Source organism: Micromonospora sp. CNZ285 (assembly GCF_004637285.1).
This window is the reverse complement of sequence record NZ_SPQD01000001.1, coordinates 5,425,405-5,452,056: the sequence shown is the minus strand read 5'-3', so window position 1 is coordinate 5,452,056 and position 26,652 is coordinate 5,425,405. Positions and strand designations below refer to the sequence as shown.

24 protein-coding genes are annotated in these 26,652 nt (G+C 73.7%); 14 read left to right on the top strand and 10 right to left on the bottom strand.

Translation table 11 applies throughout. The annotated features are described in order from the left end of the window. The first annotated feature begins 2 nt into the window (after nucleotides 1–2). Entirely contained in the window at nucleotides 3–1,220 is a 1,218-nt protein-coding gene (locus tag CLT75_RS24890) for a cation:proton antiporter (RefSeq protein ID WP_135242701.1), read from the top strand. A gap of 164 nt (nucleotides 1,221–1,384) precedes the next feature. After that, nucleotides 1,385–1,813 (top strand): hypothetical protein, encoded by a 429-nt coding sequence (locus CLT75_RS24885; protein WP_135242700.1) that lies wholly within the window; start codon nucleotides 1,385–1,387, stop codon nucleotides 1,811–1,813. A 78-nt stretch (nucleotides 1,814–1,891) separates the two neighbouring features. Here the strand turns inward: CLT75_RS24885 and CLT75_RS24880 are convergent, their stop codons facing one another. The 5 genes from CLT75_RS24880 to dnaK all read right to left on the bottom strand — a co-directional run bounded on the left by CLT75_RS24880 (nucleotide 1,892) and on the right by dnaK (nucleotide 6,655). After that, entirely contained in the window at nucleotides 1,892–2,098 is a 207-nt protein-coding gene (locus tag CLT75_RS24880) for a hypothetical protein (protein ID WP_013283368.1), read from the bottom strand. Between the two features lie 176 nt (nucleotides 2,099–2,274). Further along, nucleotides 2,275–2,715, bottom strand: a complete 441-nt coding sequence (locus CLT75_RS24875) for a heat shock protein transcriptional repressor HspR (RefSeq protein ID WP_120572381.1) — start codon at nucleotides 2,713–2,715, stop codon at nucleotides 2,275–2,277. 24 nt (nucleotides 2,716–2,739) lie between these two features. Further along, a complete protein-coding gene (gene dnaJ, locus CLT75_RS24870) occupies nucleotides 2,740–3,927 on the bottom strand; it encodes a molecular chaperone DnaJ (RefSeq protein WP_135242699.1) in 1,188 nt (395 codons plus the stop codon). A 79-nt stretch (nucleotides 3,928–4,006) separates the two neighbouring features. Further along, a complete protein-coding gene (gene grpE, locus CLT75_RS24865) occupies nucleotides 4,007–4,744 on the bottom strand; it encodes a nucleotide exchange factor GrpE (RefSeq protein WP_135242698.1) in 738 nt (245 codons plus the stop codon). 48 nt (nucleotides 4,745–4,792) lie between these two features. Next, on the bottom strand, nucleotides 4,793–6,655 hold the full coding sequence (gene dnaK / locus CLT75_RS24860) for a molecular chaperone DnaK (RefSeq protein ID WP_013473404.1): 1,863 nt from the start codon (nucleotides 6,653–6,655) through the stop codon (nucleotides 4,793–4,795). Between the two features lie 210 nt (nucleotides 6,656–6,865). Between dnaK and CLT75_RS24855 the strand changes: the two genes are divergently transcribed. From CLT75_RS24855 to CLT75_RS24815, 10 genes are all read left to right on the top strand, one after another. Then, entirely contained in the window at nucleotides 6,866–8,683 is a 1,818-nt protein-coding gene (locus CLT75_RS24855; RefSeq protein WP_135242697.1) for a P-loop NTPase family protein, read from the top strand. Continuing rightward, a complete protein-coding gene (locus tag CLT75_RS24850) occupies nucleotides 8,680–10,383 on the top strand; it encodes a GTPase (RefSeq protein ID WP_135242696.1) in 1,704 nt (567 codons plus the stop codon). The genes CLT75_RS24855 and CLT75_RS24850 overlap by 4 nt, the downstream gene beginning before the upstream one ends. 52 nt (nucleotides 10,384–10,435) lie before the next feature. After that, on the top strand, nucleotides 10,436–11,662 hold the full coding sequence (locus tag CLT75_RS24845) for a hypothetical protein (protein ID WP_135242695.1): 1,227 nt from the start codon (nucleotides 10,436–10,438) through the stop codon (nucleotides 11,660–11,662). A gap of 289 nt (nucleotides 11,663–11,951) precedes the next feature. After that, a complete protein-coding gene (locus tag CLT75_RS32910; protein WP_486485266.1) occupies nucleotides 11,952–12,410 on the top strand; it encodes a hypothetical protein in 459 nt (152 codons plus the stop codon). 610 nt (nucleotides 12,411–13,020) lie between these two features. After that, nucleotides 13,021–14,199, top strand: coding sequence for a pyruvate dehydrogenase (acetyl-transferring) E1 component subunit alpha (gene pdhA, locus CLT75_RS24835; RefSeq protein WP_013473399.1), 1,179 nt, complete (start codon nucleotides 13,021–13,023; stop codon nucleotides 14,197–14,199). Then, nucleotides 14,199–15,188, top strand: coding sequence for an alpha-ketoacid dehydrogenase subunit beta (locus CLT75_RS24830; protein WP_030269708.1), 990 nt, complete (start codon nucleotides 14,199–14,201; stop codon nucleotides 15,186–15,188). The genes pdhA and CLT75_RS24830 overlap by 1 nt, the downstream gene beginning before the upstream one ends. 5 nt (nucleotides 15,189–15,193) lie before the next feature. Next, a complete protein-coding gene (locus CLT75_RS24825; protein WP_135244122.1) occupies nucleotides 15,194–16,663 on the top strand; it encodes a dihydrolipoamide acetyltransferase family protein in 1,470 nt (489 codons plus the stop codon). Nucleotides 16,664–16,887: 224 nt separating this feature from the next. After that, nucleotides 16,888–17,025: a hypothetical protein gene (locus CLT75_RS32770; protein WP_013283356.1), complete on the top strand. Its 138-nt coding sequence runs from the start codon at nucleotides 16,888–16,890 to the stop codon at nucleotides 17,023–17,025. 348 nt (nucleotides 17,026–17,373) lie between these two features. Continuing rightward, nucleotides 17,374–20,172: an LppU/SCO3897 family protein gene (locus tag CLT75_RS24820; protein WP_135242693.1), complete on the top strand. Its 2,799-nt coding sequence runs from the start codon at nucleotides 17,374–17,376 to the stop codon at nucleotides 20,170–20,172. 117 nt (nucleotides 20,173–20,289) lie between these two features. Further along, nucleotides 20,290–22,125 carry an NHL domain-containing thioredoxin family protein gene (locus tag CLT75_RS24815; RefSeq protein ID WP_135242692.1) on the top strand — a complete coding sequence of 612 codons (1,836 nt, stop codon included), beginning with the start codon at nucleotides 20,290–20,292 and terminating at the stop codon, nucleotides 22,123–22,125. Nucleotides 22,126–22,134: 9 nt separating this feature from the next. Here the strand turns inward: CLT75_RS24815 and CLT75_RS24810 are convergent, their stop codons facing one another. From CLT75_RS24810 to CLT75_RS24800, 3 genes are read right to left on the bottom strand one after another with little or no spacing between them, the layout of a single operon-like run. Then, on the bottom strand, nucleotides 22,135–22,884 hold the full coding sequence (locus tag CLT75_RS24810) for a 5-oxoprolinase subunit PxpA (RefSeq protein WP_135242691.1): 750 nt from the start codon (nucleotides 22,882–22,884) through the stop codon (nucleotides 22,135–22,137). Next, on the bottom strand, nucleotides 22,868–23,737 hold the full coding sequence (locus CLT75_RS24805) for a 5-oxoprolinase subunit C family protein (protein ID WP_135242690.1): 870 nt from the start codon (nucleotides 23,735–23,737) through the stop codon (nucleotides 22,868–22,870). Before CLT75_RS24805 ends, CLT75_RS24810 begins: the two co-directional genes overlap by 17 nt. Then, nucleotides 23,734–24,348, bottom strand: a complete 615-nt coding sequence (locus CLT75_RS24800) for a 5-oxoprolinase subunit B family protein (RefSeq protein WP_135242689.1) — start codon at nucleotides 24,346–24,348, stop codon at nucleotides 23,734–23,736. The genes CLT75_RS24805 and CLT75_RS24800 overlap by 4 nt, the downstream gene beginning before the upstream one ends. Before the next feature lie 75 nt (nucleotides 24,349–24,423). On the opposite strand from CLT75_RS24800, the gene trhA reads away from it, so the two are divergent. Next, nucleotides 24,424–25,101, top strand: a complete 678-nt coding sequence (trhA, locus tag CLT75_RS24795) for a PAQR family membrane homeostasis protein TrhA (protein WP_091413751.1) — start codon at nucleotides 24,424–24,426, stop codon at nucleotides 25,099–25,101. Nucleotides 25,102–25,165: 64 nt separating this feature from the next. On the opposite strand, the gene CLT75_RS24790 is transcribed toward trhA, so the two are convergent. Then, the gene (locus tag CLT75_RS24790) at nucleotides 25,166–25,456 is read right to left on the bottom strand and encodes a DUF6458 family protein (protein WP_120572396.1); all 291 of its coding nucleotides are present in this window, start codon (nucleotides 25,454–25,456) and stop codon (nucleotides 25,166–25,168) included. Between the two features lie 117 nt (nucleotides 25,457–25,573). Between CLT75_RS24790 and CLT75_RS24785 the strand changes: the two genes are divergently transcribed. Then, entirely contained in the window at nucleotides 25,574–26,110 is a 537-nt protein-coding gene (locus CLT75_RS24785) for a SixA phosphatase family protein (protein ID WP_135242688.1), read from the top strand. Nucleotides 26,111–26,119: 9 nt separating this feature from the next. On the opposite strand, the gene CLT75_RS24780 is transcribed toward CLT75_RS24785, so the two are convergent. After that, nucleotides 26,120–26,527: a winged helix-turn-helix transcriptional regulator gene (locus CLT75_RS24780; protein WP_135242687.1), complete on the bottom strand. Its 408-nt coding sequence runs from the start codon at nucleotides 26,525–26,527 to the stop codon at nucleotides 26,120–26,122. Nucleotides 26,528–26,652 lie beyond the last annotated feature (125 nt).

Here is a 26,652-nt window from a genome sequence, read left to right as displayed (position 1 = left end):
GTATGCACGAAACCACAATCCTGCTCATCGAAGTCGGTGCGCTGCTGCTCCTGCTCGGCCTGCTCGGCCGGCTGAGCCGTCGCTTCGGCGTCTCGCCCATTCCGCTGTACCTGCTTGCCGGCCTGGCGTTCGGGCACGGTGGTCTGCTGCCGCTCAACGCCAGCGAGGAGTTCTTCGCGGTCGGCGCCGAGATCGGCGTGATCCTGCTGCTGGTCATGCTCGGCCTGGAGTACAGCGCGAACGAGCTGGTGGGCAACCTCCGATCCGCCGCGCCGGCCGGCCTGATCGACGCGGTGTTCAACGCGCTGCCCGGGTTCGCCTTCGCGCTCCTGGTCGGCTGGGGCTGGGTGGCGGCGGTGGTGCTCGCGGGCGTGACCTGGGTGTCGTCGTCCGGCGTGATCGCGAAGGTGCTCGGCGACCTGGGCCGGGTCGGTAACCGGGAGACCCCGGTGATCCTCTCCGTCCTGGTGATCGAGGACCTGGCGATGGCCCTCTACCTGCCGCTGGTCACCGCGCTGCTCGCCGGGGTCGGCCTGATGAAGGGCGGCATCGCGCTCGCCGTCGCGGTGTTCACCGTCGTCGTGGTGCTGGCCGTGGCGATCCGGTACGGCCACCTGATCTCCGCCGCGCTCTCCGCCAAGGATCCGGAGGCGCTGCTGCTCGGGGTGCTCGGCCTGACCCTGCTGGTCGCCGGTGTCGCGGCCAAGCTCCAGGTGTCGGCGGCGGTCGGCGCGTTCCTGGTGGGCATCGCGCTGTCCGGGCCGGTGGCGCACCACGCCACCGAGCTGCTCTCCCCGCTGCGCGATCTGTTCGCCGCGGTCTTCTTCGTGTTCTTCGGGCTGGTCACCAACCCGTTGGACATGCCGCCGGTGCTGCTGCCCGCGCTGCTGCTCGCAGTGGTGACCATGGCGACGAAGGTGGCCACCGGCTACCTGGCCGCCCGCCGGGCCGGGATCGCCGAGCCCGGACGCTGGCGGGCCGGACTGGCGCTGACTCCGCGCGGCGAGTTCTCCATCGTCATCGCCGGGCTGGCCGTCGCGGCCGTCTACCCGGTGGAGCCGAAGCTCGCCGCGCTCGCCACCGCGTACGTGTTGATCACGGTGGTGACCGGGCCGCTGCTCGCCCGCCTGCCGGACAGCCCGTGGTTCAAGCAGTGGCTGCGCACCCGCGCCGCCGCCGCACGCCCGCCGGCGCCGCTGCCCCTGGGCTCCGGCGACTGACCGGGCCGGGCCGGATCAGCCGAGGGGCAGATCCGGCCCGGCGTTGTCAAATTGATCCCGGGAAGGTCTACCCCTGCTCCGTCCAACCGCGTTAACGTTTCGGCCCAGCAGCCAGGGTCCGCGGGTGGCCTGCGCCCCCGCCAGCGCAAGCGGAAGGTCGGCCGGTGAGCGTGCAGGAAGAGACGTTCCGCGGCTTCGCCAACCCGGTTGATCCCTCGCCCGCCGAGCTCCGGTCGTGGGCGTATCAGCCGGATTCGGTGCCGCTGACCTCGATGCCGCCGGACTGGGATCTGCTGGTCGCCGGTGACCACCTGGTGCAGACGCTGTTCGATCTGGCGATGGACCAGGGCTGCCCGGCGCGGCGGTTCGCGCTGCACTGCCTCTACATCTACGCCGCCGACGGCATCCGGACGAACTTCCGCGCCCACCCCAAGCGCCGGTTCCGCAAGCTGGTCGAGCAGGCCGAGAAGTCCGGCGACGACCTGATGCGCAACTGGGCGCACAACAGCCGGGTGCTGCTCGCCCGGCCGGATCTCTTCGTCTACCGGGACTGGTGCGAGGGCGGCCTGGTCCGCGAGAACCGCCGCCTCTGACGGCCGCCCTGAACAGCCTCGGCGCGGCGAACGGGCCGGGATCCCCCGTGGATCCCGGCCCGCACGTCGGCGGATCGTCTAGGTCGACCCGCCCTGCTTCTTGCGCCTCTCGTCGTCCCGCGCCCGGTCCACGCCGTGGTCCGTCTGGTCGGCGAAGCGCCCTTCCTTGACCTTGTCGCTGAAGCGTCCCTCGGTGACCCGGTCGAACCGCTCGCGGACGTTCTCGGCCACCTTCTCCAGCCGTTCCTCCGCGCGCTCGGCCACCTTCTTCGCCGGTTCCGTCATGACTCCCCCCGCCAGCCCGGAATCCGCTTTGGGGCTTTTGCCCCTGCGGAAAAGCGTAGTTGACCCCACCCTGCCGTACGCCGCTTTCCCCTGACCCGGCCCGCGAACCGCCCGGGAGACGACGAAGGCCGGCGCGGCCCCGGGGGAGCGGGGCGCGCCGGCCTTCCGGTACGAGGTCAGCGGTCGGGAGCGCGGCGCGGACGCCAGACGACGAGCGCGGTGGACGTGCGGTTGGTGGGCACGAGGTCGCCGCGGGGGAAGCCGCCGAGTGACTCCAGCTCGGCGATCCGCCGGTACGCGGCGTCCAGTTCCGCCTCCAGCCGGGCCACCCGCTGCTGCGCCTCTTCGAGCAGCCGCTCCAACCCGATGATCCGCTTGACCCCGGCCAGGTTGATGCCGTCGTCCTGGCTGAGCCGCTGCACCTCGCGGAGCAGCACCACGTCCCGGACGCTGTACCGGCGACCGCCGCCGGACGCCCGGCCGGCCTGCACCAGGCCCAGCCGGTCGTACTGGCGCAGCGTCTGGGGGTGCATCCCCGCCATCCGCGCGGCCACCGAGATCATCAAGACCTTGGCCTCGTAGGCCGGGTCACCCGAGCCGACGTACTCCTCCGACATGCCCGCTCACCTCCGGTGCCGCCGTCAACTGAATCGACGTACCCGCGCGTCGAGATGTTCCCGCGCGGCGGGCGGAGTCTGCGCCGCGAAGGTCTCCAGCGCCGCCCGCGCCTCGTCCGAGACCTTCGCCGGGACCACCACGTCGAGCGTGACCAGCAGGTCACCGGCGCGGCCGTCCTTGCGTACGACGCCCTTGCCGCGAGCGCGCAGCACCCGCCCGCTGGGCGTACCCGGTGGCACCCGCAGGGTCACCGTCCCGTCCAGGGTCGGCACGCGCAGGTCCGTGCCGAGAACCGCCTCGGCGTACGTGATCGGGACGGTCAGGGTCAGGTCGTCCCCGGTGCGCCCGAACAGCTCGTCCGGGCGGACCTTCACCTGTACGAACAGGTCGCCCGCCGGACCGCCCCGCTCGCCGGGCTCGCCCCGGCCGGCCAGGCGGATCCGCTGCCCGTCGGCCACCCCGGCGGGGAAGCGCACGTTCAGCGTGCGGGTCTTGGTGACCCCGCCGGTGCCGTGGCACTCCGGGCACTTCTCCTCGACGATCGTGCCGACGCCCTGGCAGTTGCGGCACGGCTCGGAGAAACTGAACGACCCCTGGTTGCGGGTGGTCACCCCGGCGCCGTGGCAGACCGGGCAGGCCACCGGCTGGGTGCCGGGCTTCGCGCCGTTGCCGTGGCAGGTGTCGCAGACGCCTGGTGCGCGCAGCGTCAGCGGCAGCGTGACGCCGCGTACCGCATCGTCGAAGTCGAGCGCCACCTCGGTCTCGACGTCCCGGCCGCGGGCCGGGCCGCGCGGCCGCGCCGGGCCACCGCCGGCGCCGCCGCCGGAGAAGATCGAGCTGAACAGGTCGGTGAAGCCGCCGCCGCTGAACCGGTTGTCGCCACCGCCGGCGCCGCCGCCGAACAGGTCGGAGACGTCGAACGGCATGCCGCCCGGCTGGCCCGCGCCGCGGGCGCTGCGCCGGAAGGCGCCGGAGCCGAACAGCGAGCGCATCTCGTCGTACTCGCGGCGCTTCTTCTCGTCACCGAGCACCGCGTACGCCTCGGAGACGGTCTTGAACCGCTCCTCGGCACCGGTGTCGCCGGGGTTGTGGTCCGGGTGCGACTCCCGGGCCAACTTGCGGTACGCCTTCTTGATCTCGTCCGAGGAGGCGGACTTGTCCACGCCCAACGCGGCGTAGTAGTCCTTCTCGATCCAGTCCTTGGAACTCACCGGTCCACCCCCTTCCACGGGTCGAACCCCGGTCGTCCCGCCCGCCCGGTGCGGGCGGGCGGGACGTCACGGGTCGGCACTACTCCGGGTCCGCGACCGCGACCATGGCGGGCCGCAGCAGCCGCTCGCCGAGCTGGTAACCACGGCGCATGACCTGTACGCAGGTCGGCTCCGTCACGTCGGCGGAGGTCTGGTGCGCCACCGCCTCGTGCCGGGTCGGGTCGAACGGGTCACCCTGCTCGCCGAACGCGGTCAGGCCGAACTTGGCCAGCGCGCCGGTGAGCTGCTCGGCCACGCTGCCGAACGGGCCCACCAGGTCGCCGTGCTCGCGGGCCCGGTCCAGGTCGTCGAGGATCGGCAGCAGCGCGGTGAGCACCGCCCCGGTGGCCTGCTCCTGCACCAGGTTGCGGTCCCGGTCGACCCGCTTGCGGTAGTTGGCGTACTCCGCAGTCACCCGCTGGAGGTCGCGGGTGCGCTCCTCCAGGTCGGTGCGGAGCGACTCCAGCTCGGCGCCGAGCGGCGTGTCAGTGCCGGTCCCGCCGTTCGGCTCGACGGGCGAGTCGACCACGGTCGGACCGCTGACCTCGGCCTCGCCGCCGATCTCGTCGACCACGACCTCGGCCTCCTCGACCAGCCCTTCGGCGGGCGCGTCGGCGGCCGCGTCGGCCGCCGAGGCGTCGTTCGCCGGCTGCTCGGTCACCTTGCCGAGCTTGCGCTTGTCGCGGATGACGACCCGGGGTTCGTCGCCGGTGTCCTTCCCGGCGCCCGGCGCCGACCCGGTGGCACCCGGGTCGGCCGCTCGTGGCTTGTCCGTCATGCGGTTACCTCATCCCTCTGCCGTGCGAATCGTGTCCGGGACCGGATGTCACTTCTTGTCCTCGTCCACGATCTCCGCGTCGACCACGTCGTCGTCGCCACCGGCCTTCGGGCCACCGGCCGCGCCCGCGCCGGCACCCGGCCCGGCCGCACCTGGTGCGGTCTGCTCGCCCTCCTGCTGCTGGGCGTAGAGCAGCGAGCCCGCCTGCTGGGAGACCTGCGCCAGCTTCTCGTGCGCGGACTTGATCTTCTCGATGTCCTGCCCGCCGAGGGCGCTGCGCAGCTCGCCGAGCGCCTCGTTGAGCTGGTCGCGGTTCTCGCCGGGCAGCTTGTCGCCGCTCTCGGCGAGGAACTTCTCGGTCTGCCACTGGAGCGCCTCGGCCACGTTGCGGGTCTCGGCCTCCTCACGACGACGCTTGTCCTCGTCGGCGTGCTCCTCGGCGTCCCGGCGCATCCGCTCGATGTCGTCCTTCGGCAGCGAGGAGCCGCCGGTGATCGTCATCTTCTGCTCCTTGCCGGTGCCCAGGTCCTTGGCGTGCACGTTCACGATGCCGTTGGCGTCGATGTCGAACGTGACCTCGATCTGCGGCACGCCGCGCGGGGCCGGCGGGAGACCGGTCAGCTCGAAGGTGCCGAGCTTCTTGTTGTAGGCGGCGATGTCCCGCTCGCCCTGGAACACCTGGATCAGCACCGACGGCTGGTTGTCGTCGGCGGTGGTGAACACCTCGGAGCGCTTGGTCGGGATGGTGGTGTTGCGCTCGATCAGCTTGGTGAAGATGCCGCCCTTGGTCTCGATGCCCAGGCTCAGCGGGGTCACGTCGAGCAGCAGGACGTCCTTGACCTCGCCCTTGAGCACACCGGCCTGGAGGGCGGCGCCGACGGCGACGACCTCGTCCGGGTTGACGCCCTTGTTCGGGTCGCGGCCGGTGAGCTGCTTGACCAGGTCGGTCACGGCCGGCATGCGGGTCGAGCCGCCGACCAGGATGACGTGGTCGACGTCGGAGATCTTGATGCCGGCGTCCTTGACGGCCTGCTCGAACGGGCCCTTGCAGCGGTCCAGCAGGTCCTGCGTCATGCGCTGGAACTCGGCGCGGCTGAGCGTCACGTCCAGGTGCAGCGGACCGGCCGAACCGGCGGTGATGTACGGCAGGTTGATGTTGCTGGTGGTGGCGGCGGACAGCTCGATCTTGGCCTTCTCGGCGGCCTCCTTGAGCCGCTGCATGGCCATCTTGTCCTGCGAGAGGTCGATGCCGTGCTCGCCACGGAACGTCTTCACCAGGTGGTCGATGATGCGCTGGTCCCAGTCGTCACCACCGAGCTGGTTGTCACCGCTGGTGGACTTGACCTCCACCACGCCCTCGGCCAGCTCCAGCAGCGACACGTCGAAGGTGCCGCCACCGAGGTCGAAGACCAGGACGGTCTGCTCCTTGGAGCCCTTGTCCAGGCCGTACGCCAGCGCCGCCGCGGTCGGCTCGTTCACGATCCGCAGCACGTTGAAGCCGGCGATCTCACCGGCCTCCTTGGTGGCCTGGCGCTGCCCGTCGTTGAAGTAGGCCGGGACGGTGATCACCGCGTCGGTGATCTGCTCGCCCAGGTACGCCTCGGCATCCCGCTTGAGCTTCATCAGCGTGCGCGCCGAGATCTCCTGCGGGGTGTACTTCTTGCCGTCGATGTCGACGGTCCAGTTGGTGCCGATCTCACGCTTGACCGACCGGATGGTCCGGTCGGGGTTGGTCACCGCCTGGCGCTTGGCGACCTCACCGACGAGCACCTCGCCGTTGCGGGCGAACGCGACGATCGAGGGAGTCGTACGCGAGCCCTCGGCGTTGGCGATGACGGTGGGCTCACCGCCCTCGAGAACGCTGACGCAGGAGTTCGTCGTGCCGAGGTCGATGCCGACCGCACGTGCCATGTTCGCTTCCTCGCTTCGTAACGGGTGAGCAGGTCAGACGGCCTGCCCGGCGGGTCGCCGGTAAGCGACCGCACCACAAGTTGAGTGAACTTGACTCAATAGTGCCACGCGATCGCCAATCCGCAAGTCGGGGTTGAGCCGACCCGGCGCAACCCGACCGTTACTACTGTCCGGTTGTCTTACCTTGCGTCGGTCGGGCACGCTTTAGCGGTGACGACGCATGGCGATTCCGCCACCCGTGCCGGCGCGCCCGCCGTCGCAGCCCGCACCGGGCCCGCCACGGGCGACGATCAGCCTGCTCACGCCGCCGACGGCCTGCCCGCCGCGCTCACCGGCCTGCGCGCGGCAATCGGTGCGGCCCGCTTCCCGCTCACCCTTCCCTCGGCCGAGCCGGCCCGGCACGCCGCCACGAGCCTCACCGACCAGCTCGACGACTACCTGCTGCCCCGGCTGGCCCGGCTCGACGCCCCGCTCCTGGTGGTCGTCGGCGGCTCCACCGGCGCCGGCAAGTCGACACTCGTCAACAGCCTGGTCCAGGCCCGGGTCAGCGCGGCGGGCGTGCTCCGCCCCACCACCCGCTCCCCGGTGCTGGTGTGCAGCCCGGCCGACGCGGCCTGGTTCCGGCAGGGCGAACTGCTGCCCGGCCTGACCCGGACCACCGAGCCCAGCGAGCAGCCGGGCACCCTGCACCTGGTCACCGCGCCGGCGCTGCCGCCCGGCCTGGCCTTCCTCGACGCGCCGGACATCGACTCGGTGGTCGACGCCAACCGGGCGCTCGCCGGTCAGCTGCTCGCCGCCGCCGACCTCTGGCTGTTCGTCACCACCGCCGCCCGGTACGCCGACGCCGTCCCCTGGGAACTGCTGCGCAGCGCCCGCGCCCGGGGCACCGCCGTGGCGATGGTTCTGGACCGGGTCCCCCCGGAGGCCGCCGACGAGGTCGCCGCCCACCTGTCCGAGATGCTCGCCGAGCAGGAGCTGGGCGCCTCGCCGCTGTTCGTGCTGCCGGAGACCTGGGTGGACGGGCAGGGGCTGCTGCCGGACCGGATCACCGCGCCGCTGAGCGACTGGTTCGCCCGGCTCGCCGCCGACTCCGAGGCCCGCGCCGCAGTGGTCCGGCAGACGCTCGACGGCGCGCTGGCCGCGCTGCACCCGGTGGTGGAGGCGCTGGCCGAGGCCGCCGACGAGCAGGTGAGCGCCGCCGACGCGCTGGACGAGCGGGTCCAGGCCGCGTACCGGAGCGCAGAGCGCAGCGTCGACCAGGGGCTCAGGGACGGCCGGCTGCTGCGTGGCGAGGTGCTGGCCCGCTGGCAGGAGTTCATCGGCACCGGCGACTTCTTCCGCGGGCTGGAGGCCCGCATCGGGCGGCTGCGCGACCGGGTGGTCGCGGCGGTCACCGGACGGCCCGCGCCGGCCGCGGAACTGCGTACCGCGATCGAGTCCCAGCTCGTCACCTTGCTGCGCGGGGTGGCCGCCGAGGCGGCGGAGAACGCGTACACCGGTTGGAAGGCGCACCCGGCGGGTGCGGCGCTGCTGGAGCCGGACCTGGCCCACCCCTCGGCCGACCTGCCGGAGCGGGCCGAGCAGCTGGTCCGCGACTGGCAGCGCGGCGTGCTGGAGCTGGTCCGGGTCGAGGGCGGCGACCGGCGGTTCGTGGCCCGGACGGCCGCGTACGCGGTGAACGCCACCGGCCTCGCCGTCATGATCGGTGTGTTCGCCTCCACCGCGTTCATCCCCACCGGCCTGGAGGTCGCCGCGGGCACCGGCACCGCGGTGGCCGGCCAGACCGTGCTCCAGGCGATCTTCGGCGACCAGGCGGTCCGCAACCTGTCCCGCAAGGCCCGCGTCGACCTGCTCGACCGGGTCGGCAAGCTGCTGGCCGAGGAGGCCGAGCGCTACCTGAGCCGCACCGAGGCCGAGCGTCCCGCCGCCAACGCCGGTGCGGCGCTGCGCTGGGCCGCCGTCGAGGTCGAGCGGGCCCGGCACCGCAGCGGCCTCTTCCCGGCCCCCGAGCAGGACGGTCGCCCGTGAGCGCGAGCAAGGACGGCACCGTGAGCAACATCGTGGGACGGATGCGCGAGGCGATGCGGGGTGAGCAGCGGGTCGACCCGGACACCCTGATCGCACGGCTCACCGCGATCCAGCGGTTCCTCGGCGCGGTGGACGGCCACGTGCCCGACGCCCAGCTCGTCGCCGCGCACACGGTGGTCGAGCGCGCCGGTGACCGGCTCGCGCTCTCCGGCCGCCACACGGTGGTCGCGCTCGCCGGCGCGACCGGCAGCGGCAAGTCGAGCCTGTTCAACTCGCTGGCCCGGCTGGACCTCTCCCCGGTGGGCGTACGCCGGCCCACCACGGGCGTCGCGCACGCCTGCGTGTGGGGTCCGCTCGACGGCGCGGTCCGGCTGCTCGACTGGATCGGCGTGCTGCCCCGGCACCGGTTCGTCCGGGAGAGCCCGCTGGACGCCGACGACGAGTCGACCCTGCACGGCCTCGTCCTGCTCGACCTGCCCGACTTCGACTCGGTGCAGCACGGCCACCGGCTGGAGGTGGACCGCCTGCTCGGCCTGGTCGACCTGGTGGTCTGGGTGGTCGACCCGCAGAAGTACGCCGACCGCGTGATCCACACCAGCTACCTGCGCGAGTTCCACAGGCACAAGGACGTCACCGTCGTGGTGCTCAACCAGGCCGACCGGCTGCACCCGACCGAGCTGCCGAAGGTCCTCGACGACCTGCGCCGGCTGCTCGACGCCGACGGGCTGGGCGGGGTGCCGCTGCTGCCGACAGTCGCGGTGGACCCGAACGGGCTGGAAGGGCTGCGGACCGAGCTGGAGCGTACGGTCGCCGAACGGCAGGCCGCGCTGCGCCGGCTCTCCGGCGACGTGGACGCCGTGGTGGCCGATCTCGAACCGCTCGTCGGGCCGGAGCCGCCCCGCACCCGGCCCGGTGACGCCTCGGCACAGGAACTGACCCGGGCACTGGCCGGGGCGGCCGGGGTGCCGACCGTGGCGGCGGCGGTCGAGGGCGCGTACCGGCACCGGGCGGTCGGCAACACCGGCTGGCCGCTGCTGCGGAGCTGGCGCAAGCTGCGGCCGGATCCGCTGCGCCGGCTGCACCTGTCCGGGCGGGACCCGGACGCGCCGGCGGAGAGCCTGGTCGCTGCCACCTCCGTACCCGATCCGACAGCCGCGCAGCGCTCCGCCGTCACGCTGGCGATCCGCGCGGTGGCCGAGCGGTCCGCGAGCGGCCTGCCGGCGCCGTGGCCCGCCGCGGTGACCGCCGCGGCCCGGGCCCGGCAGGCCGACCTGCCGGGCGCGCTCGACCACGCGGTCGCCGCGACCGACCTGGGCATGGACCGGCGACCCGCCTGGTGGCGGGTGGTCGGCGCGCTCCAGTGGGTGGTCACCCTCGCCGCGCTGGCCGGCCTGGTCTGGCTGCTCGTCGGGTACGCGGTGCGCCTGCTCGGCCTGCCGCCGCTGGAGCATCCCACGCTCGGTGTGGTGCCCTGGCCCACGGTCCTGCTGCTCGGTGGCCTGCTGGCCGGGCTGCTGATCGCGGCGCTGACCCGGCCGGTCATCGGGTGGGCGGCCCGGCGGGCCCGGGCGCGGGCAGAGCAACGCCTGCTCACGTCGGTGGGCAGCGTTTCCGAGAAGTACGTGCTGGACCCGGTCTGGGCGGTGCTGGCGCGCTACGGCACGGCCCGGGACGCGCTGCGCGAGGCGGGACGGCGCTGAACCCGGCGTGCTGACCGGTGTGGGGGCGGCCGGCGCGGCGTAGGGTCGATGCATGGCCACGCCACAGACCCCCTACGACGCGGTGCTGCACGCCGCGCGCGACGTGACGAGGCTCGACTCGGCCCTGGACGCGGAGATGCTCGGCGCCGCGTTGCTGGGCAGCGTCTACGCCGTCGCGGAGCACGACCGGGAGCAGGCCGTCCGCGAGTTCGTCAGCGGCTTCCTCGCCGCCACGTCCCGGCGCCGCAGCGCCGCCGCGACCACACTGCGGGCCGTCTTCGCCGCGCTGGTGCCCGACGCCGAGGGCGCCGCCCGGGTCCGGCCCGGGGCGTACGCCCCGTCGTGGGCCGGCCAGCTCGGCCGGGTGCGCGTCACCGGCGCCTGGGCGTACGGCGACGTGTACGGCGACCAGACCTCCTACCTCGCCACGTTCGCGTACGACGACGAGGAGGAGGGCGGCCCGGAGCACGCCCTGGTTGCCCTCGTCGACCACAACATCGGCATCACCAAGGACGTCTTCGTCGGCGGCCCGGCCGGACGGATCGTCGAGCAGGCCCGGGAGATCTGCACCGAGGACGAGTTCACCTGGTTCCGCACCGAGGACCCGGCCCGGATGCACGCCGAGGTGAGCCGCCACCTGGCGGTCACCGACGACCTCACCGAGCTGCCCGCACAGGGCTCGCTCGCCACCGACCGGGCGCTCGTGGGCGCCCGGCTGGCCGTACTCCCGGGGCCGACCCCGCCGGCCGGTCCGGCGGTCGTGCCGCCGCCCACCGACGAGGAGCGCACCCGCCTGGTGCGTGCCTTCCTCGACTCACCCGAGGCGGCCCGGTTCGGGCTGCCCGAGGTGGCCGACGGCGAGCTGGCCTCGCTGCACTTCTGCCTCGGCCTGCTGCTCGACCACGCGGCCAGCTTCCCGGATGCCGACCCGATGCGGTGGAGCCCGATGGTGGCCGAGCTGTTCCTGCTCGACTGGGTGCACCGCCGGGCCGTGCTGGACATGGACGACGCGGCGATGCTGCCCCGGGTGCTGCGCGCCTGGGCGGCGTACGCGGCCCGGCAGCGCGGGCTGTCGCAGTCGGCCGCCGCCCGGACGGACGAGGCGATCACCGAGATGGTCCCGGAGTTCGCGCGGCTCTACAGCACCGGTGAGCGGCGCAGCCCGGCCACCGCGGCGGTGGCCCAGCTCATGGCGGACGGGGTGGATCCGGACGACCCGGAGGCGCTGAACGCCTGGATCGAGGCGAACCGCCACCGCCTGACCGACGACCCGGCCTAGGCACTCGCGCCCCGCATGATCGGCACGCCGTTGATCCACACCAGCTCGGCGAAGTGGCTGCATCGGGCCAGTGGGGACTGCACCACTACGCCGTAATGGTGTCGATCATGAGGTGTGGGAAACCAATGGATCGGCGGAACCCGACGGATCGGCGGAACCCGACGGATCGGCAGGACCGGACGGATCGGCGGGACCTGACGGATCTGGTGGACCGGACGTACCCGATGGGCCGGAGGGCTCGGACGTCGGTTCCGACGAGGGCTCGGCGGTGGCCGTCGGCTCGACGGTCGTGACGGACGGCTCGGGGCTCGGGCTCGGCTCGGGCGTCGGCGTGGCCGGGTCCGACGGCGAGTGCGACGGCGACGGTGAGGGCACCGGCGACGGGCGCGGCGGGCGGACCGGGGTGGGCCGGACCGGCGCCGCCGGCGGCGGCGGGGGCGCGGCGACCGGGCGGGACCGGTGCCGGGAGCCGAGGTCGCTGTCGTCGGGCAGGGCCGGCGCCGCCGGGAGCACCGGCCGCGCCGGGGGCACCGAGGTCACGTCGACGGCGGGCGTGGGCGTGGACGGCGCCGGGGCCTGGGTGCCCTGGGGCATCGGGATGACCACCGGGCCGACCGAGGGGGTCGGCAGGAACGGGGTGCTGGTGTCGGGCAGGGCGCTGTTGCCGACGGTGGCGGATCCGGTGCTGATCGCGGCGAGGATCGGCATCGACGCGGTGCCGGCGAGCAACGCCACGGTGAGCAGGTAGCCGCGGCTGGGACCGCCGGTCCCGGTGGCGCGGTGGGCGCCCACGACCCGGCGGTACGGGGAGGCGGGCAGCGCCCGGTGCCGGCCGAGGAAGGGCGTACCTGGTGGACCCTCTGGTTCGGACACCGGCACACTCCTCACGCACGGACGGACGAAGAGCGCGCGCGGATATTCGGACAAATGCCGCGCAACAGCTCATCGCAAGCTTGACCCAGTGACGCTCAGTTCACCAGCCGCAACCGCGTGTCGACACACATTTTGTACGTCGGCCGCACCCGCCACTGCGGACAAAAGCGCTTATCCGTCGTGAACCCGATCGAACCTCACCGGCGAGGGAGGCCATACTGTGGGCCCGCTCACCTCCTCTGCAATCATTCAGACACGACGGCAACGCAGCCGCCACCTCCGCGTACCCCGCGGCTGGTGCGGAACGGCGCCGGCGCTCCCGGGCCTGGGTCTGTCCCCGACCGACTCCGGCTCACGCCGCGCGGCAACCCCTACCGGGGTCAGGCGCGGTCGCCAGGGACCGACCCGGCACCAGCCGGGCGGGCGCACGAGGTGCTCGGCTCGGGTAACCCCCGGCGCCGGCGCAGACAGACAGGGAGAGACGGATGGCAAAGGGCGACCCCGGGGCCGCCACCCGCAGCAAGCGGGCCGCACCCCGAACCAGACGCGCCGCCGCGACCGGTGAACCGGAACTCGTACAACTGCTGACCCCCGAGGGTGAGCGGATCGAGAGCGCGCTCGGCCCGGACGGGACCGAGTACCGCGTCGACTTCACCGACGAGGAGTACCGCGGGCTCTACCGCGACCTCGTGCTGGTCCGCAAGCTGGACGCCGAGGCCACCGCTCTGCAGCGCCAGGGCGAGCTGGGACTGTGGGCCAGTCTGCTGGGCCAGGAGGCCGCGCAGGTCGGCTCCGGCCGGGCACTGCGTACGCAGGACATGGCCTTCCCGACCTACCGCGAGCACGGCGTGCTCTACTGCCGCGGCATCGACCCGATCATGCCGCTGGGCCTGTTCCGCGGCGTCGACCAGGGCGGCTGGGACCCGAACGAGTTCAAGTTCAACATGTACACGATCGTGATCGGGGCGCAGACCCTGCACGCGACCGGGTACGCCATGGGTGTCGCCATGGACGGCAAGACCGGCGGCGAGGACGGCGAGGCGGTCATCGCCTACTTCGGTGACGGCGCCACCAGCCAGGGCGACGTCAACGAGTCGTTCGTCTGGGCCAGCGTCTTCAACGCCCCGCTGGTGTTCTTCTGCCAGAACAACCAGTACGCCATCTCCGAGCCGCTGGAGCGGCAGACCCGCGTGCCGCTGTACCGGCGGGCCGGCGGGTTCGGCTTCCCCGGCGTCCGGGTGGACGGCAACGACGTGCTCGCGTCGTACGCGGTGACCCGGCACGCGCTGGACAACGCGCGCAACGGCCAGGGCCCGAGCCTGATCGAGGCGTACACCTACCGGATGGGCGCGCACACCACCTCTGACGACCCGACCCGCTACCGCATCGCCAGCGAGGTCGAGGCGTGGCAGGCGAAGGACCCGATCGCCCGGATGAAGGCGTTCCTGACCAAGCAGAAGATCGCCGACGAGTCGTTCTTCACCGCTGTCGACGAGCAGGCCCGCACCGAGTCGGTGCACCTGCGTGAGCGGGTGCTCGCCATGCCCGACCCGCAGCCGGTGACCATGTTCGACCACGTCTACCCCAACGGCTCTCCCGAACTGGACGAGCAGCGGGCCCGGTTCACGCAGTACATGGAGTCCTTCGAGGGGAGCGCGCACTGATGGCCACGGAGACGCTCACCCTCGGCAAGGCACTAAACACCGGCCTGCGGCGGGCCCTGGAGAACGACCCCAAGGTCGTCATCATGGGCGAGGACGTCGGCAAGCTCGGCGGCGTGTTCCGGATCACCGACGGCCTCCAGAAGGACTTCGGCGACCAGCGTGTGATCGACACCCCGCTGGCCGAGTCCGGCATCATCGGCACCGCTGTCGGCCTGGCCATCCGCGGTTTCCGGCCGGTCTGCGAGATCCAGTTCGACGGCTTCGTCTACCCCGCGTACGACCAGATCGTGTCGCAGGTGGCGAAGATGCACTACCGCTCGCAGGGCAAGGTGCGGATCCCGATGGTCATCCGCATCCCGTTCGGCGGCGGCATCGGCGCGGTCGAGCACCACTCCGAGTCGCCCGAGGCGTACTTCGCGCACACCGCCGGTCTCAAGGTGGTGAGCTGCGCGAACCCGCAGGACGCGTACGTGATGATCCAGCAGGCGATCGCGTCGGACGACCCGATCGTGTTCCTGGAGCCGAAGCGGCGCTACTGGGAGAAGGGTCCGGTGGACCTGGACGCGCCGATCGCCGACGCGTACCCGCTGCACTCGGCCCGGGTCGCGCGGCCCGGCACCGACGCGACGGTGCTGGCGTACGGCCCGATGGTCCGCACCGCGCTCGACGCGGCCACCGCCGCCGCCGAGGACGGCCGCGAGCTGGAGGTCATCGACCTGCGGACGATCTCGCCGCTGGACCTGACCGCCGCGTACGAGTCGGTGCGGCGCACCGGCCGCTGCGTGGTCGTGCACGAGGCCCCGGGCAACCTGGGTCTCGGGTCGGAGATCGCGGCCCGGATCACCGAGGAGTGCTTCTACTCCCTGGAGTCCCCGGTGCTGCGGGTGACCGGCTTCGACACCCCCTACCCGGCCGCCCGGGTGGAGGAGGAGTACCTGCCCGATCTGGACCGGGTGCTCGACGCCGTCGACCGCACGTTCGGCTGGTGAGCGGCATGTCCCGGATCAAGGAGTTCAACCTTCCCGACCTGGGCGAGGGCCTGACCGAGGGCGAGATCCTCGCCTGGCTGGTCAAGGTCGGCGACGACATCGAGCTGAACCAGCCGATCGTCGAGGTGGAGACCGCCAAGGCGGCGGTCGAGATCCCGGCGAAGTGGGCCGGCCGGGTGCAGGCGATCTTCCACCCGGAGGGGTCGACGGTCGAGGTCGGCGTGCCGATCATCGCGATCGACACCGACCCGAACGCCGGGCCGATCGAGGAGTCGACGACCGCGACCCCGGCGTCGGACCTGCCCGCACCGTCTGCAGCGTCGCTCGCCGCGGTCCAGGTCGCACCCGCCGAGGGCATGGTCGAGCCGGGCCTGATCGGTGGTGTGGCCCCGGGTGGGCGTACCGCCGTGCTGGTCGGCTACGGCCCGCGCAACGCCCCGGCCAAGCGCCGTCCCCGCAAGGGCGACGCGCCGGCTGCGGCACCGGCTCAGGCCGCCGCCCCGGTGGCACCCGCGCCTGTCGCTCCCGCGCCGGTGGCGCCCGCTCCGGCCCCGGCGGTCAACGGCAACGGCCGGGTCTCCGGTCCGGTGCTTGCCAAGCCGCCGGTCCGCAAGCTGGCGAAGGACCTCGGCATCGACCTGGCCACGCTCACCGGCTCGGGTCCGCTCGGCTCGATCACCCGTGAGGACGTACAGCGGGCGGCGAGCGCGACCCCGGCGGCGGCCGAGCCGCTGACGGTCGCGGCACCGGCCGCGTCGGCCGCGAGCTTCGGCGCGGACCGCGAGCAGCGCATCCCGGTCAAGGGGGTACGCAAGCTCACCGCGGAGAACATGGCCCGCTCGGCGTTCACCGCCCCGCACGTGACGGAGTTCCTGACCGTCGACGTGACCCGGGCGATGAAGGCGCTGGACCGGCTGCGTGACCGGCGCGAGTGGCGGGACGTGCGCGTCTCGCCGCTGCTGCTGGTCGCCAAGGCGGTGCTCCTGGCGGTCAAGCGGCACCCGATGGTCAACTCGACCTGGGCCGGCGACGAGATCGTGGTGAAGGAGTACGTCAACCTCGGCATCGCGGCGGCCACCGAGCGCGGCCTGATCGTGCCGAACATCAAGGACGCCGGGCGGCTCTCGCTGCGCGAGCTGGCGGACGCGATGACGGAACTCGTGCAGACCGCGAAGTCGGGCAAGACGTCCCCGGCGGACATGTCCGGCGGCACGCTCACCATCACCAACGTCGGCGTCTTCGGCGTCGACACCGGTACGCCGATCCTGCCCCCGGGCGAGTCGGCGATCCTCGCCTTCGGCGCGGTACGGGAGCAGCCGTGGGTGCACAAGGGCAAGGTGAAGCCGCGCCTGGTGACCACGCTGGGCCTGTCCTTCGACCACCGGATCATCGACGGTGAGCTGGGCTCGAAGTTCCTCCGCGACATCGGGGAGTTCCTGGCCGACCCGGAGGCGGCGCTGCTCGCCTGGACCTGACGCACCACCGCTCCGGTCACGGCCGGTGTGCCACGGGTGAACGCCCGGCACACCGGCCGTGACCATTTTGGGAACGGAATCATAGGATTCAGGGGCCGATGGACCTACGATCCGTAGGTGCGTGGTTCAGCTCACCTAATAATCGATGGCAGCGACGGGCCCGGTGCGCTTAAATAGAGACATCAAGGGGCTGACAACCGAATAGCCAGGAGGAGAGACCCAAGATGAGCATGATCGAGCGAATCCGCACCCGCCGCGACGCCAACCGCCGCGCCCGCGCCATCGAGCACGCGCTGCGTTCCGCGAACTCGCCCGCGGTCCGCGAGGAGCTTCTCGCCATCGCCCAGCGTCACATGAGCTGACGCCACAGACCTTTCTCACCTCCTCCAGTCCGAAGACCCGCCCGACTCCGGGCGGGTCTTCGGCGTATCGGTATCGGTCGGCACCGGGATTCCACCTCGCTTCACCGCCCGGTACGGTTGGCACGGTCGCCAACCGGCTGACTCCGGACGGATACGAGGCAGCGAAACCCATCGACGTCGTCCGGTGACTTTCGGTGACCGCTGATGCTCCCCCGGGCGGCCTCGGGCGACCACCGGATACGGTGCGGGGAGCCCGCACGGCCGGTACCCGCCGGCGACGCCGGCAGTCGTGCCGACGGTTTCCCCGACCGGCATCGGCGGCCGACCTGTGATGGAGGAGGCGCACCCATGACGTCCGAGGCTCCGCACCGCCCCGGCCAGGAGCCGGGCGAGGTGTCGCCGGGCACCGGCGGACCGGTGCCGTACGGCGATCAGCCGGCGCAGCAGGACAACGGGTACAACGGCGCACCCGACCTCGGCTGGGCACCGCCCCCGCCGGCCGGTCGGCCCGCGCAGCCGGCCCCGGCCTGGGCCGCGAACGACGACCAGCCACCCGCGTGGGCCCCGCCCGCCGGGCAGCCGGTGACCGGGCGGGCGACCGCCCAGGTCCCGCAGCCCGCCTGGGGCGGCAACGACCAGGGCAACCCCGCCTGGTCCGGTTCCGGTGGCCCCGCCTGGGGCAACCAGGAGCAGTCCGGCCCTGATCGCGGCGCCGAGCAGGCGCCGCCCGCCTGGGCCGCCACGCCGCCGGGCAGCCCGGCCGAGCCGTCGCAGGCCCCCTGGGCCGCCGCCGAGCAGAACCGTCAGGGGTGGGGTTCCGGCGAGCAGCCGGGCTGGTCGCCGTCCGGTGACCCGGCCGCCCGCGGCACCGGTTACGTGCCCGCCCCGGCCACCGTGCCGAACGAGACCTGGGTCACGCCCGCCCCCGCGGACGACCCGCACCGCTCCGGCGGCTTCGCGCCCACCGGCGGGCAGCACGAGGACGCCTCCGGTCGCGCCGGTGGCTGGGCCGCAGCGCAGCAGCAGGACGACCCGAACCGCTCCGGCGGCTGGAACCCCCGCGACGAGCAGCCTGCCGCGTCCGACGACCCGAACCGCTCGGGCGGCTGGAACCCGCGGGAGAGCCAGCCGGCCTGGGCGCCGGGTCAGCAGACCGGCGCCACCTGGCCGCCGGCCGACCCGCCCGCCCGAGCCGCCGCAGCGGTCTCGGTGCCCGGCGCCGCCCGGCCGGACAACGCCTGGTCCACTCCGGAGCAGTCCGATCAGGACAACCGCTCGGCCGAGGACAGCGGCGGCTGGCGCGCGACCGGCGGGCCGCAGCACGACGACGGACAGCGTTCCGGCGGCTGGCCCGCCCCGCAGGCCGAGAACCGGTCCGGCGGCTGGGACGAGCCGGCCCGCACCGAGGACCCGGACCGCTCGGGCGGCTGGGCCGCCGGGCGCGCCGCGAACCCCGCCGAGGCGGCACAGCAGGGCGGCTGGGAGCCGAACCAGGGCCGGCAGGCCGGCGGCTGGGGTGACGGCGCCGCCGTACCGCAGCAGCGTGACTCCGGTGAGCAGGGCGGCGCCTGGAGCGGCGCGGCCTCCGTACCGCAGCAGCACGAGCCCGCGCGGCCGTCGGACGAGCCCGCGCAGCCCGCCTGGGGCGCCGCCGCGCCGGTCGAGGCCCGCGCGAGCGTCTCCGTGCCGTCGTCCGACGCGCCCGCCGGCTGGGGCGGCAACCAGGACGAGCGTCCGGCCGCACCGTCGCCCGAGCCGTGGCCGCAGGCCGAGGCATGGGGCCGGTCCGAGGACTCCGCCCCGGCCTACCAGCCCGCGCCCGCGCCGGGCATCTCCCCCGGCAACGCGGTGCCGCTGCCGGCACAGCAGCAGCGGGTGCCGGGCGCCGCGCTGGCCGCGTCGTCGCCCGCCGACCACCCGGGCCCCGAACCCCAGGGGTGCGAGCCGGAGCGCGGCGACGGTGGCTGGAACGAGCCGCAGTCGCCAGCCGTTCCCGGACCGCGTACCTCCCCGGAGGGCGGCCCGGTCTCGGCGAGCGCGTCGGTGCCGGTGGCCAGCCGCGTCACCCCGCCGTCCGACCAGCCGCTGCCGACCGGCGGCCCCACGCCGCAGCCCCGCGTGTACGGGCGGCCCGCCCGCCCGGAGCCCGAGGACGCCCCCGAGCAGGACGAGTCCGGGTTCCCCGGCCAGGACGGGCCGCACGGCAACGGCTTCCCCGGCCCGCAGTCGCGGTCCGAGGACGCCGACGGCCCGCACGGGTACGCCGGAGCGCCCTCCTCGCCCGCCGCGCCGCCGTCGTTCCCGGTCGGTGTGCCGTCCTTCGTGGACCCGCCCGGCAACACCCGCCCCGCGAACGGCGTGCACCCGGGCGGCGAGCAGCCCGACGCCTCCCGTGACCCGTTCGGCGGCCCGCAGAGCCCGTACGGCGCTCCCGGCGGCCAGGACGCGTTCGGCGGCCCGGGTGGCCGGCCGGACCCGTTCGGTGGCCCGGGCGGCCAGCCCGAGCCGTTCGGCGCGCAGGGTGGTCAGCAGGACCCGTTCGGCGGCCCCGGCGGCCAGCAGGACCCGTTCGGTGGGCAGCAGGCGCCGTTCGGCAGCCCGGCCGGCCGGCCCGAGCCGTTCGGCGAGCCGGACCGGTTCGGCCCGTCCGCCGGGGGACGCGCCTCGGTCGCGGTGCCCGGCCAGGGCCCGGCGGGTCCGAACGCCTTCCCGCCGCCCCAGCAGGCCCCGCCGGCCTGGTCGCAGGACGGTCCTAGCGCCGAGCCGGAGCAGGGCCGCTTCGACGCGTTCAAGCCGGACGCCGCCGAGTCGCAGACCGAGGCACCGCCGCCGAAGGTGCGCAACGGCCGGGTGCTCGCCGCCGTGCTGATCGCGGCGGTGCTCATCCTCGCCGTACCGCTGGGTCTGCTGACGTTGCTCGGCAAGGTCGGCGACGACAAGTCGGCGGGCTTCGACCCGGCGGTCGGCTCCTGCGTGAAGCAGTCCGGCACGAGCGCCGTGGCCGCCGACTGCGGCGAGCCGGGCGCGTTCAGCGTGGTGTCGAAGGTGGACAACAAGGACAAGTGCGCCGATCTGTCGCAGCCCTCGGTCTCGGTCGAGGGCGGCGGCACCACCCGGGTGCTCTGCCTGAAGCCCGCCGGCCAGTAACCGCACGTATGCGGAGCGTCCACCCTCGCGGGGTGGGCGCTCCGCGCCGTTCCGGTGTGCGTCTGTTCACCCTGGGATCGCCGGGAGCGCGCCCGGCCGGTGCGGCACGATGGGGGCATGAGCGCACGCGTACGGGCACCGGAACTGCGGGGTCGGGCCTGGCTGAACACCGGCGGCAAGGCCGTCACGCTGGCCGATCTGCGCGGCAAGATCGTCCTGCTCGACTTCTGGACGTTCTGCTGCATCAACTGCCTGCACGTGCTCGACGAGTTGCGTCCGCTCGAAGAGAAGTACGGCGACGTCCTGGTCGTGATCGGCGTGCACTCGCCGAAGTTCGAGCACGAGAAGGACCCGGCGGCGCTGAGCGCGGCCGTCGAGCGGTACGGCGTGCACCACCCGGTGCTCGACGACGCCGAGATGGACATGTGGCAGCAGTACGCGGCCAAGGCGTGGCCGACGCTCGCCGTGGTCGACCCCGAGGGGTACGTGGTCGCCACCATGGCCGGCGAGGGGCACGCCGAAGGGCTGGCCCGGCTGATCGACGAGTTGATCGCCGGCCACGAGGCGAAGGGCACGCTGCACCGGGGCGAGGGCCCGTACGTGCCGCCGGCCGAGCCGGACACGGTGCTGCGGTTCCCCGGCAAGGCGCTGCCGCTCGACGGCGGGAACCTGCTGGTCAGCGACTCGGCCCGGCACTCACTGGTCGAGCTGGCCGCCGACGGCGAGACGGTGGTCCGCCGCATCGGCGCCGGTTCCCGGGGTCGTACGGACGGCCCGGCCTCCGCCGCCACGTTCGCCGAGCCGCAGGGGCTCTGCCTGCTGCCGCCGCACGTGGCCGAGGTGGCCGGTTACGACGTGGTCGTCGCGGACACCGTCAACCACCTGCTGCGCGGCGTACGGCTGTCCTCCGGCGAGGTGGTCACCGTGGCCGGCACCGGGCGGCAGTGGCGCTCGACCGTCGACGACCACGCGCACGACGCCCGCGCCGTCGACCTGTCGTCCCCGTGGGACGTGGCCTGGTACGACGACCGGGTGATCGTGGCGATGGCCGGCATCCACCAGCTCTGGTGGTTCGACCCGATGAAGCGCACCGCCGGCATGTACGCCGGGACCACTGTCGAGGCGCTGCGCGACGGCCCGCTGCCGGACGTGTGGATGGCGCAGCCGTCCGGGTTGTCCGTCTCGGCCGACGGGGCCCGCCTCTGGGTGGCCGACAGCGAGACCAGCGCGATCCGGTGGGTCTCCGGCGGCGAGATGCACACCGCCGTCGGTCAGGGCCTGTTCGACTTCGGGCACGTCGACGGCCCGGCCGACCAGGCGTTGCTCCAGCACCCGCTGGGCGTGTGCGCGCTGCCCGACGGCTCGGTGCTGATCGCCGACACGTACAACGGGGCGGTGCGCCGTTTCGACCCGGAGACCGGCCAGGTGGGCACCGTGGCGGACGGGCTGGCCGAGCCGAGCGACCTGGTGCTCACCGGTGAGGGCGACGTGCTGGTGGTCGAGTCGGCCGCGCACCGGCTGACCCGGCTGGCACCGGGCGCGCTGACGTCGGCCGGCGCGAACACGGTGGAGGGCCCCCGGCACCGGCTGGAGCGCAAGCCCACAGACGTGGTGGCCGGGGAGCTGACGCTCGACGTGATCTTCACGCCGGCGCCGGGGCAGAAGCTCGACGAGACGTACGGGCCGTCGACCCGGCTGGTGGTCTCGGCGTCCCCGCCGGAGCTGCTGGTCGAGGGCGCGGGCACGACCACCGACCTGTCCCGCAAGCTGGTGGTCAGCGGCGACGTGGCGCAGGGGGTGCTCCAGGTGACCGCCCAGGCGGCGACCTGCGACGCCGACGTGGAGCACGCGGCCTGCCACCTGACGCGGCAGGACTGGGGCGTGCCGGTCCGGGTGGTCACCGGTGGCGCGACCCGTGTGCCGCTGGTCCTGCGCGGCATGGACGAGTCCTGACCGCTCCGTTCAGGCGAACGAGGTGGGGGTCACCCCGGCGTCGATGAGCGCTGCGCGGACCAGCTCCGCGCACCGCACCGCGCCGGGGGTGTCCCCGTGCAGGCAGATCGACTCGACCGGGGCCGGGATGACCGTCCCGTCGACGGCGACCAGCGTGCGCTCGACGGCCATCCGTACCGCCCGGACTGCCACCTGCTCCGGGTCGGTCACCAGCGCGTCCGGTGAGCTGCGCGGTACGAGCGTGCCGTTGGGGAGGTAGTTGCGGTCGGCGAAGCCCTCGGCCACCACCCGCAGCCCGGCGCCCGCAGCGAGCTGGGCCAGCACGGTGCCGGGCTGGCAGAGCACCGGCAGCTCGTGGTCGTACCCGCTGATCGCCGCCACCAGCGCGGCGGCCTGGCCCTCGTCGCGGGCTGCCGCGTGGTAGAGCGCGCCGTGCGGTTTGAGGTAGCGGACCCGGGTGCGGTACAGGCGGCAGAAGGCGTCGAGCGCCCCGAGCTGGTAGATCGTCTCGTCGCGTAGTTCGGCGAAGTCGTACGCGATGTGCCGCCGGCCGAAGCCGGCGAGGTCCCGGTAGCCGACCTGCGCGCCCACCGCGACGCCGCGTTCGGCGGCGCCGGCGCAGACCCGGTGCATGGTGGCCGCGTCACCGGCGTGGAAGCCGCAGGCGACGTTCGCGGAGCTGATCAGGTCGAGCAGCGCGTGGTCGTCGCCGAGCCGCCAGCTTCCGAATCCCTCGCCCAGGTCAGCGTTGAGGTCCATGGAACGTCACCGTAGTGCCTGGCCGGGCCTGGGCGAGCGGGGTCACGTCGTCCACCACCCCGATGACCGGGTACCCGCCGGTGGTGGGGTGGTCGGCCAGGAAGACGAGCGGCCGGCCGTCCGGCGGCACCTGCACCGCGCCGAGCACCAGGCCCTCGCTGGGGAGTTCGCCGGCGACCGCGCGGGTCAGCGTCGCGCCGGCCAGCCGCGCGCCGACCCGGTTGCTGTCCGGGCTCACCGTGTACGCGGCGTGGCACAGCAGATCAAGCGCCTCGGGGGTGAACCAGTCCTGCCGGGGGCCGGGGCGCACGGTGAGCCGCAGCTCGTCCGGGACCGGTCGGGTGACGGGGACGTCGACGGGTGCGGGTGGGCCGGCCGGGGTGCCGAGCGGCAGCCGGTCCCCGTCGCGCAGCGGCGGCGGTCCGAGGCCGGAGAGCGTGTCGGTGGCGCGGCTGCCGAGCACCGGCTCGACGGCGATCCCGCCGCTGACCGCCAGCCAGGTCCGTACCCCGGCGCGGGCCGGTCCGACGCGCAGCACCGCCCCGGCGGGCAGCGCGAGCGGCCGCCCCACGTCCCCCGGCCGGCGCGGTGCGGCCCCGGCCGGCCACTCGACGACCACGTCGGCCGGGGCGCCGGTGAGGGCGACAGCCACCGCCCGGGTGACGCGCAGCGCGCAGCCGGTCATGGTGATCTCCAGCCCGGCGGCGTGCTCGTCGTTGCCGACGAGCCGGTTGGCCAGGCGCAGGGCGGCCGGGTCGAGCGCGCCGGAGCGGGGTACGCCGAGGTGCGCCCACCCGGGCCGCCCCTGGTCCTGGACGGTGGTGAGCGCCCCGGCGCGCAGCACCTCGATCACGGTGCGTCGACCAGCCGGACGCGGGTGCCGGGGGCGAGCCGGGCCGGCGGGTCGGCGCGCACGTCGAACAGCGGCAGGTCGGTGCGGCCGACGAGCAGCCAGCCACCGGGTGACGCGGCGGGGTAGATGCCCGCGTACGGGCCGGCGAGCGCGACCGAGCCGGCCGGCACCCGGGTACGCGGCGTGGCGAGCCGGGGCACCGCGAGCTCGGGCGGCAGCCCGGTCAGGTACGCGAACCCGGGCGCGAAGCCGCAGAACGCGACCCGGAACTCGGTGCGCCGCAGCCGGTCGACGACGGCGGGCACGTCCACCTGCCAGTGGTCGGCGACCCGCGGGAGGTCCTCGCCGTCGTACACGACTGGCACCCGGACCTCGGTGGTGGTCGCGCCGGAGGCGGCGGTCCGGGGCCGCCAGCCGGCGATCCGCGCGGCTGCGGCCTGCGGGTCCGGTACGCCGTCGAGCAGCACGGTGACCGCGCCGGGGACGATCTCGGTTGCGGTCAGCTCGCCCGCCTGGCGCCGGCGCCACAGTTCGGCCCGCCACGCCTGCGCCTGCTCCGCGTCGTCGCAGTCGAGGAGCAGGGCGTACGCCCCGACCGGCCGGATCAGCATCCGGTCATCCTCCCGCCGGGTGAGGTGACGGTCCACACTACTTGCAAGTAACCTACGCCGTCGTAACCTATTGAGGTGACGACCTCCGCACCGTTCCGGCTCCGGCCGGCCGACATCGGGAAGCCGCGCATGCGCGGCTGGCTGCACGCTTACGCGTTCTTCGCCGCTCTCGTCTGCGGCATCGTGCTGTGTTCGATCGCCGCCGGTCGTCCCGGCTGGGCGCCGCTGGTGAGCTGCCTGATCTACAGCTTCACCGTGTGCGGGCTGTTCGGCACCAGCGCGCTCTACCACCGGCGGGTCTGGTCCGAACGCGGCTACCAGATCATGCGCCGGATGGACCACTCGATGATCTTCGTGTTCATCGCCGGCACCTACACACCGTTTTGCGCGCTGCTGCTGGACACCCGGCAGGCCACGATCATGCTGAGCCTGGTCTGGGGCGGCGCGATCGCGGGCGTGGCGGTGAAGCTGATCTGGCCGCACGCGCCGCGTTGGGTCTCCGCCCCGCTCTACCTGGCGCTCGGCTGGGTAGCGGTGGCCATGCTGCCGCAGATCCTGCACGCCGGTGGCGTCACCGCGCTGGTGCTGCTGAGCGTGGGCGGCGCGATCTACAGCGTGGGCGCGGTGTTCTACGCGCTGCGCCGGCCGAACCCGTGGCCCACCGTCTTCGGCCACCACGAGTTCTTCCACGCCTGCACGCTCGTCGCCGCGATCTGCCACCACATCGCGATCTACTTCGCGTTGTTCGCCTGACCCGAGCGGACCCCGGACATGCGCGAGGGCCCCGCACCGTTGCGGGGCCCTCGGGTTCTCGGGGTCAGGCCGGGTAGCCCGAGCCCGGACGGCGCACCTCGCGGTACTCCTCGCGCACGACGCGGTCGTCGCGCACCGGCACCACCGGCTCGGCGACGACCTGCTCGCGTACCGGAGCGGCCACCACACGGCGGCGGCTGTTCCAGAAGTAGAGCGTGGTGAGCAGGCCGGCGACGCCGGCGAGCATGAGCACCCAGCCCACCACGTTGAGGTTCAGCCATCCCAGATTGGCGTCGATGGCGAACGCGAAGATCGCGCCGAGCGCGATGAGGAAGATGCTGGCACCGATGCCCATGACGTCGCCTCCTTGGCGTCCTGCTGGCGTTTCCTGCCCGCCGCGGCCATGGATGAGGTAGCGGCACACATCGACATACCCAGGCGCTTTGATCGTCAATCAGGCAAGCTGGGCGGTATGACGGACGGCAGGAACGGGCAGCGGACGCTGGTGCTGCTGCGGCACGCCAAGGCCGAGCAGTCCGGTGACCTCCCGGACACGGACCGGTCGCTCACCGCGCGGGGGCACGCCGACGCCGCCACCGCGGGCGCCTGGCTGGCCCGGCACGCGCTGCTCCCCGACGTGGTCCTCTGCTCGCCCGCCCGGCGCACCCGGCAGACCTGGCACGACGTGGCGATGGGTATGAGCGGTTCCCCGCCGGAGGGCGGTCCGGCGGGCTCGGCTCCCGCGGTGCGATACGAGGTGACCGCGTACGACGCGCTTCCGGATCAGCTGCTGGAGCTGCTGTGGACGGTCGAGCCGACCGCCGGGACGGTGCTGCTCGTCGCGCACAACCCGGGGATCTCTCTGCTGTCGGCGCTGCTCGATCCGCAGCGGGCCGACCCGGACGGGCTACGGACCACCGACCTGGTGGTGCACCGGCCGACGACCCGCTGGGCCGACCTCGCACCGGGGAACGCGCCGATCACCGGCCGCCACACCGCCCGCGCCTGAGCGGACCGCTCAGACCCGGCTGTCGTAGGTCGCCCGGTTGGCGAGCACGTCCTCCATGTGCGTCTCGGCCCAGGTCTTCAGGCCCCGGATCATCTCGTGCAGGGAGAACCCGAGGTCGGTCAGCTCGTAGGTGACAGTCACCGGCACCGTCGGCTCCACCGTGCGGGTGATCATTCCGTCGCGCTCCAGGGCGCGCAGCGTCTGGGTGAGCATCTTCTGGCTGACCCCGGGCAGCGTGCGGAACAGCTCGGAGTATCGCCTCGGTCGCGGCTCGCCGGCGCAGTCCGCTCCGAACCGGTGCGAGCCGTCGCTGCGCAACGCGGCCAGCACCAGCGTGACCCACTTGTCGGTGATCCGGTCGAGCAGTTGCCGGCTGGGGCACTGGGCCAGGAACGCGTCGTACTCGGCCTTGCTCATGCTCTGCTCCTGCCACGCCGGTGAGCTACGCACTTTGAGGTGCCTACTTCCCCCCGGAAAGTTACACGCCGATAGTGGAGGCCGGGCGCTGTGATCCGGCGGCGCCCGTCACGGACGACGAGAGC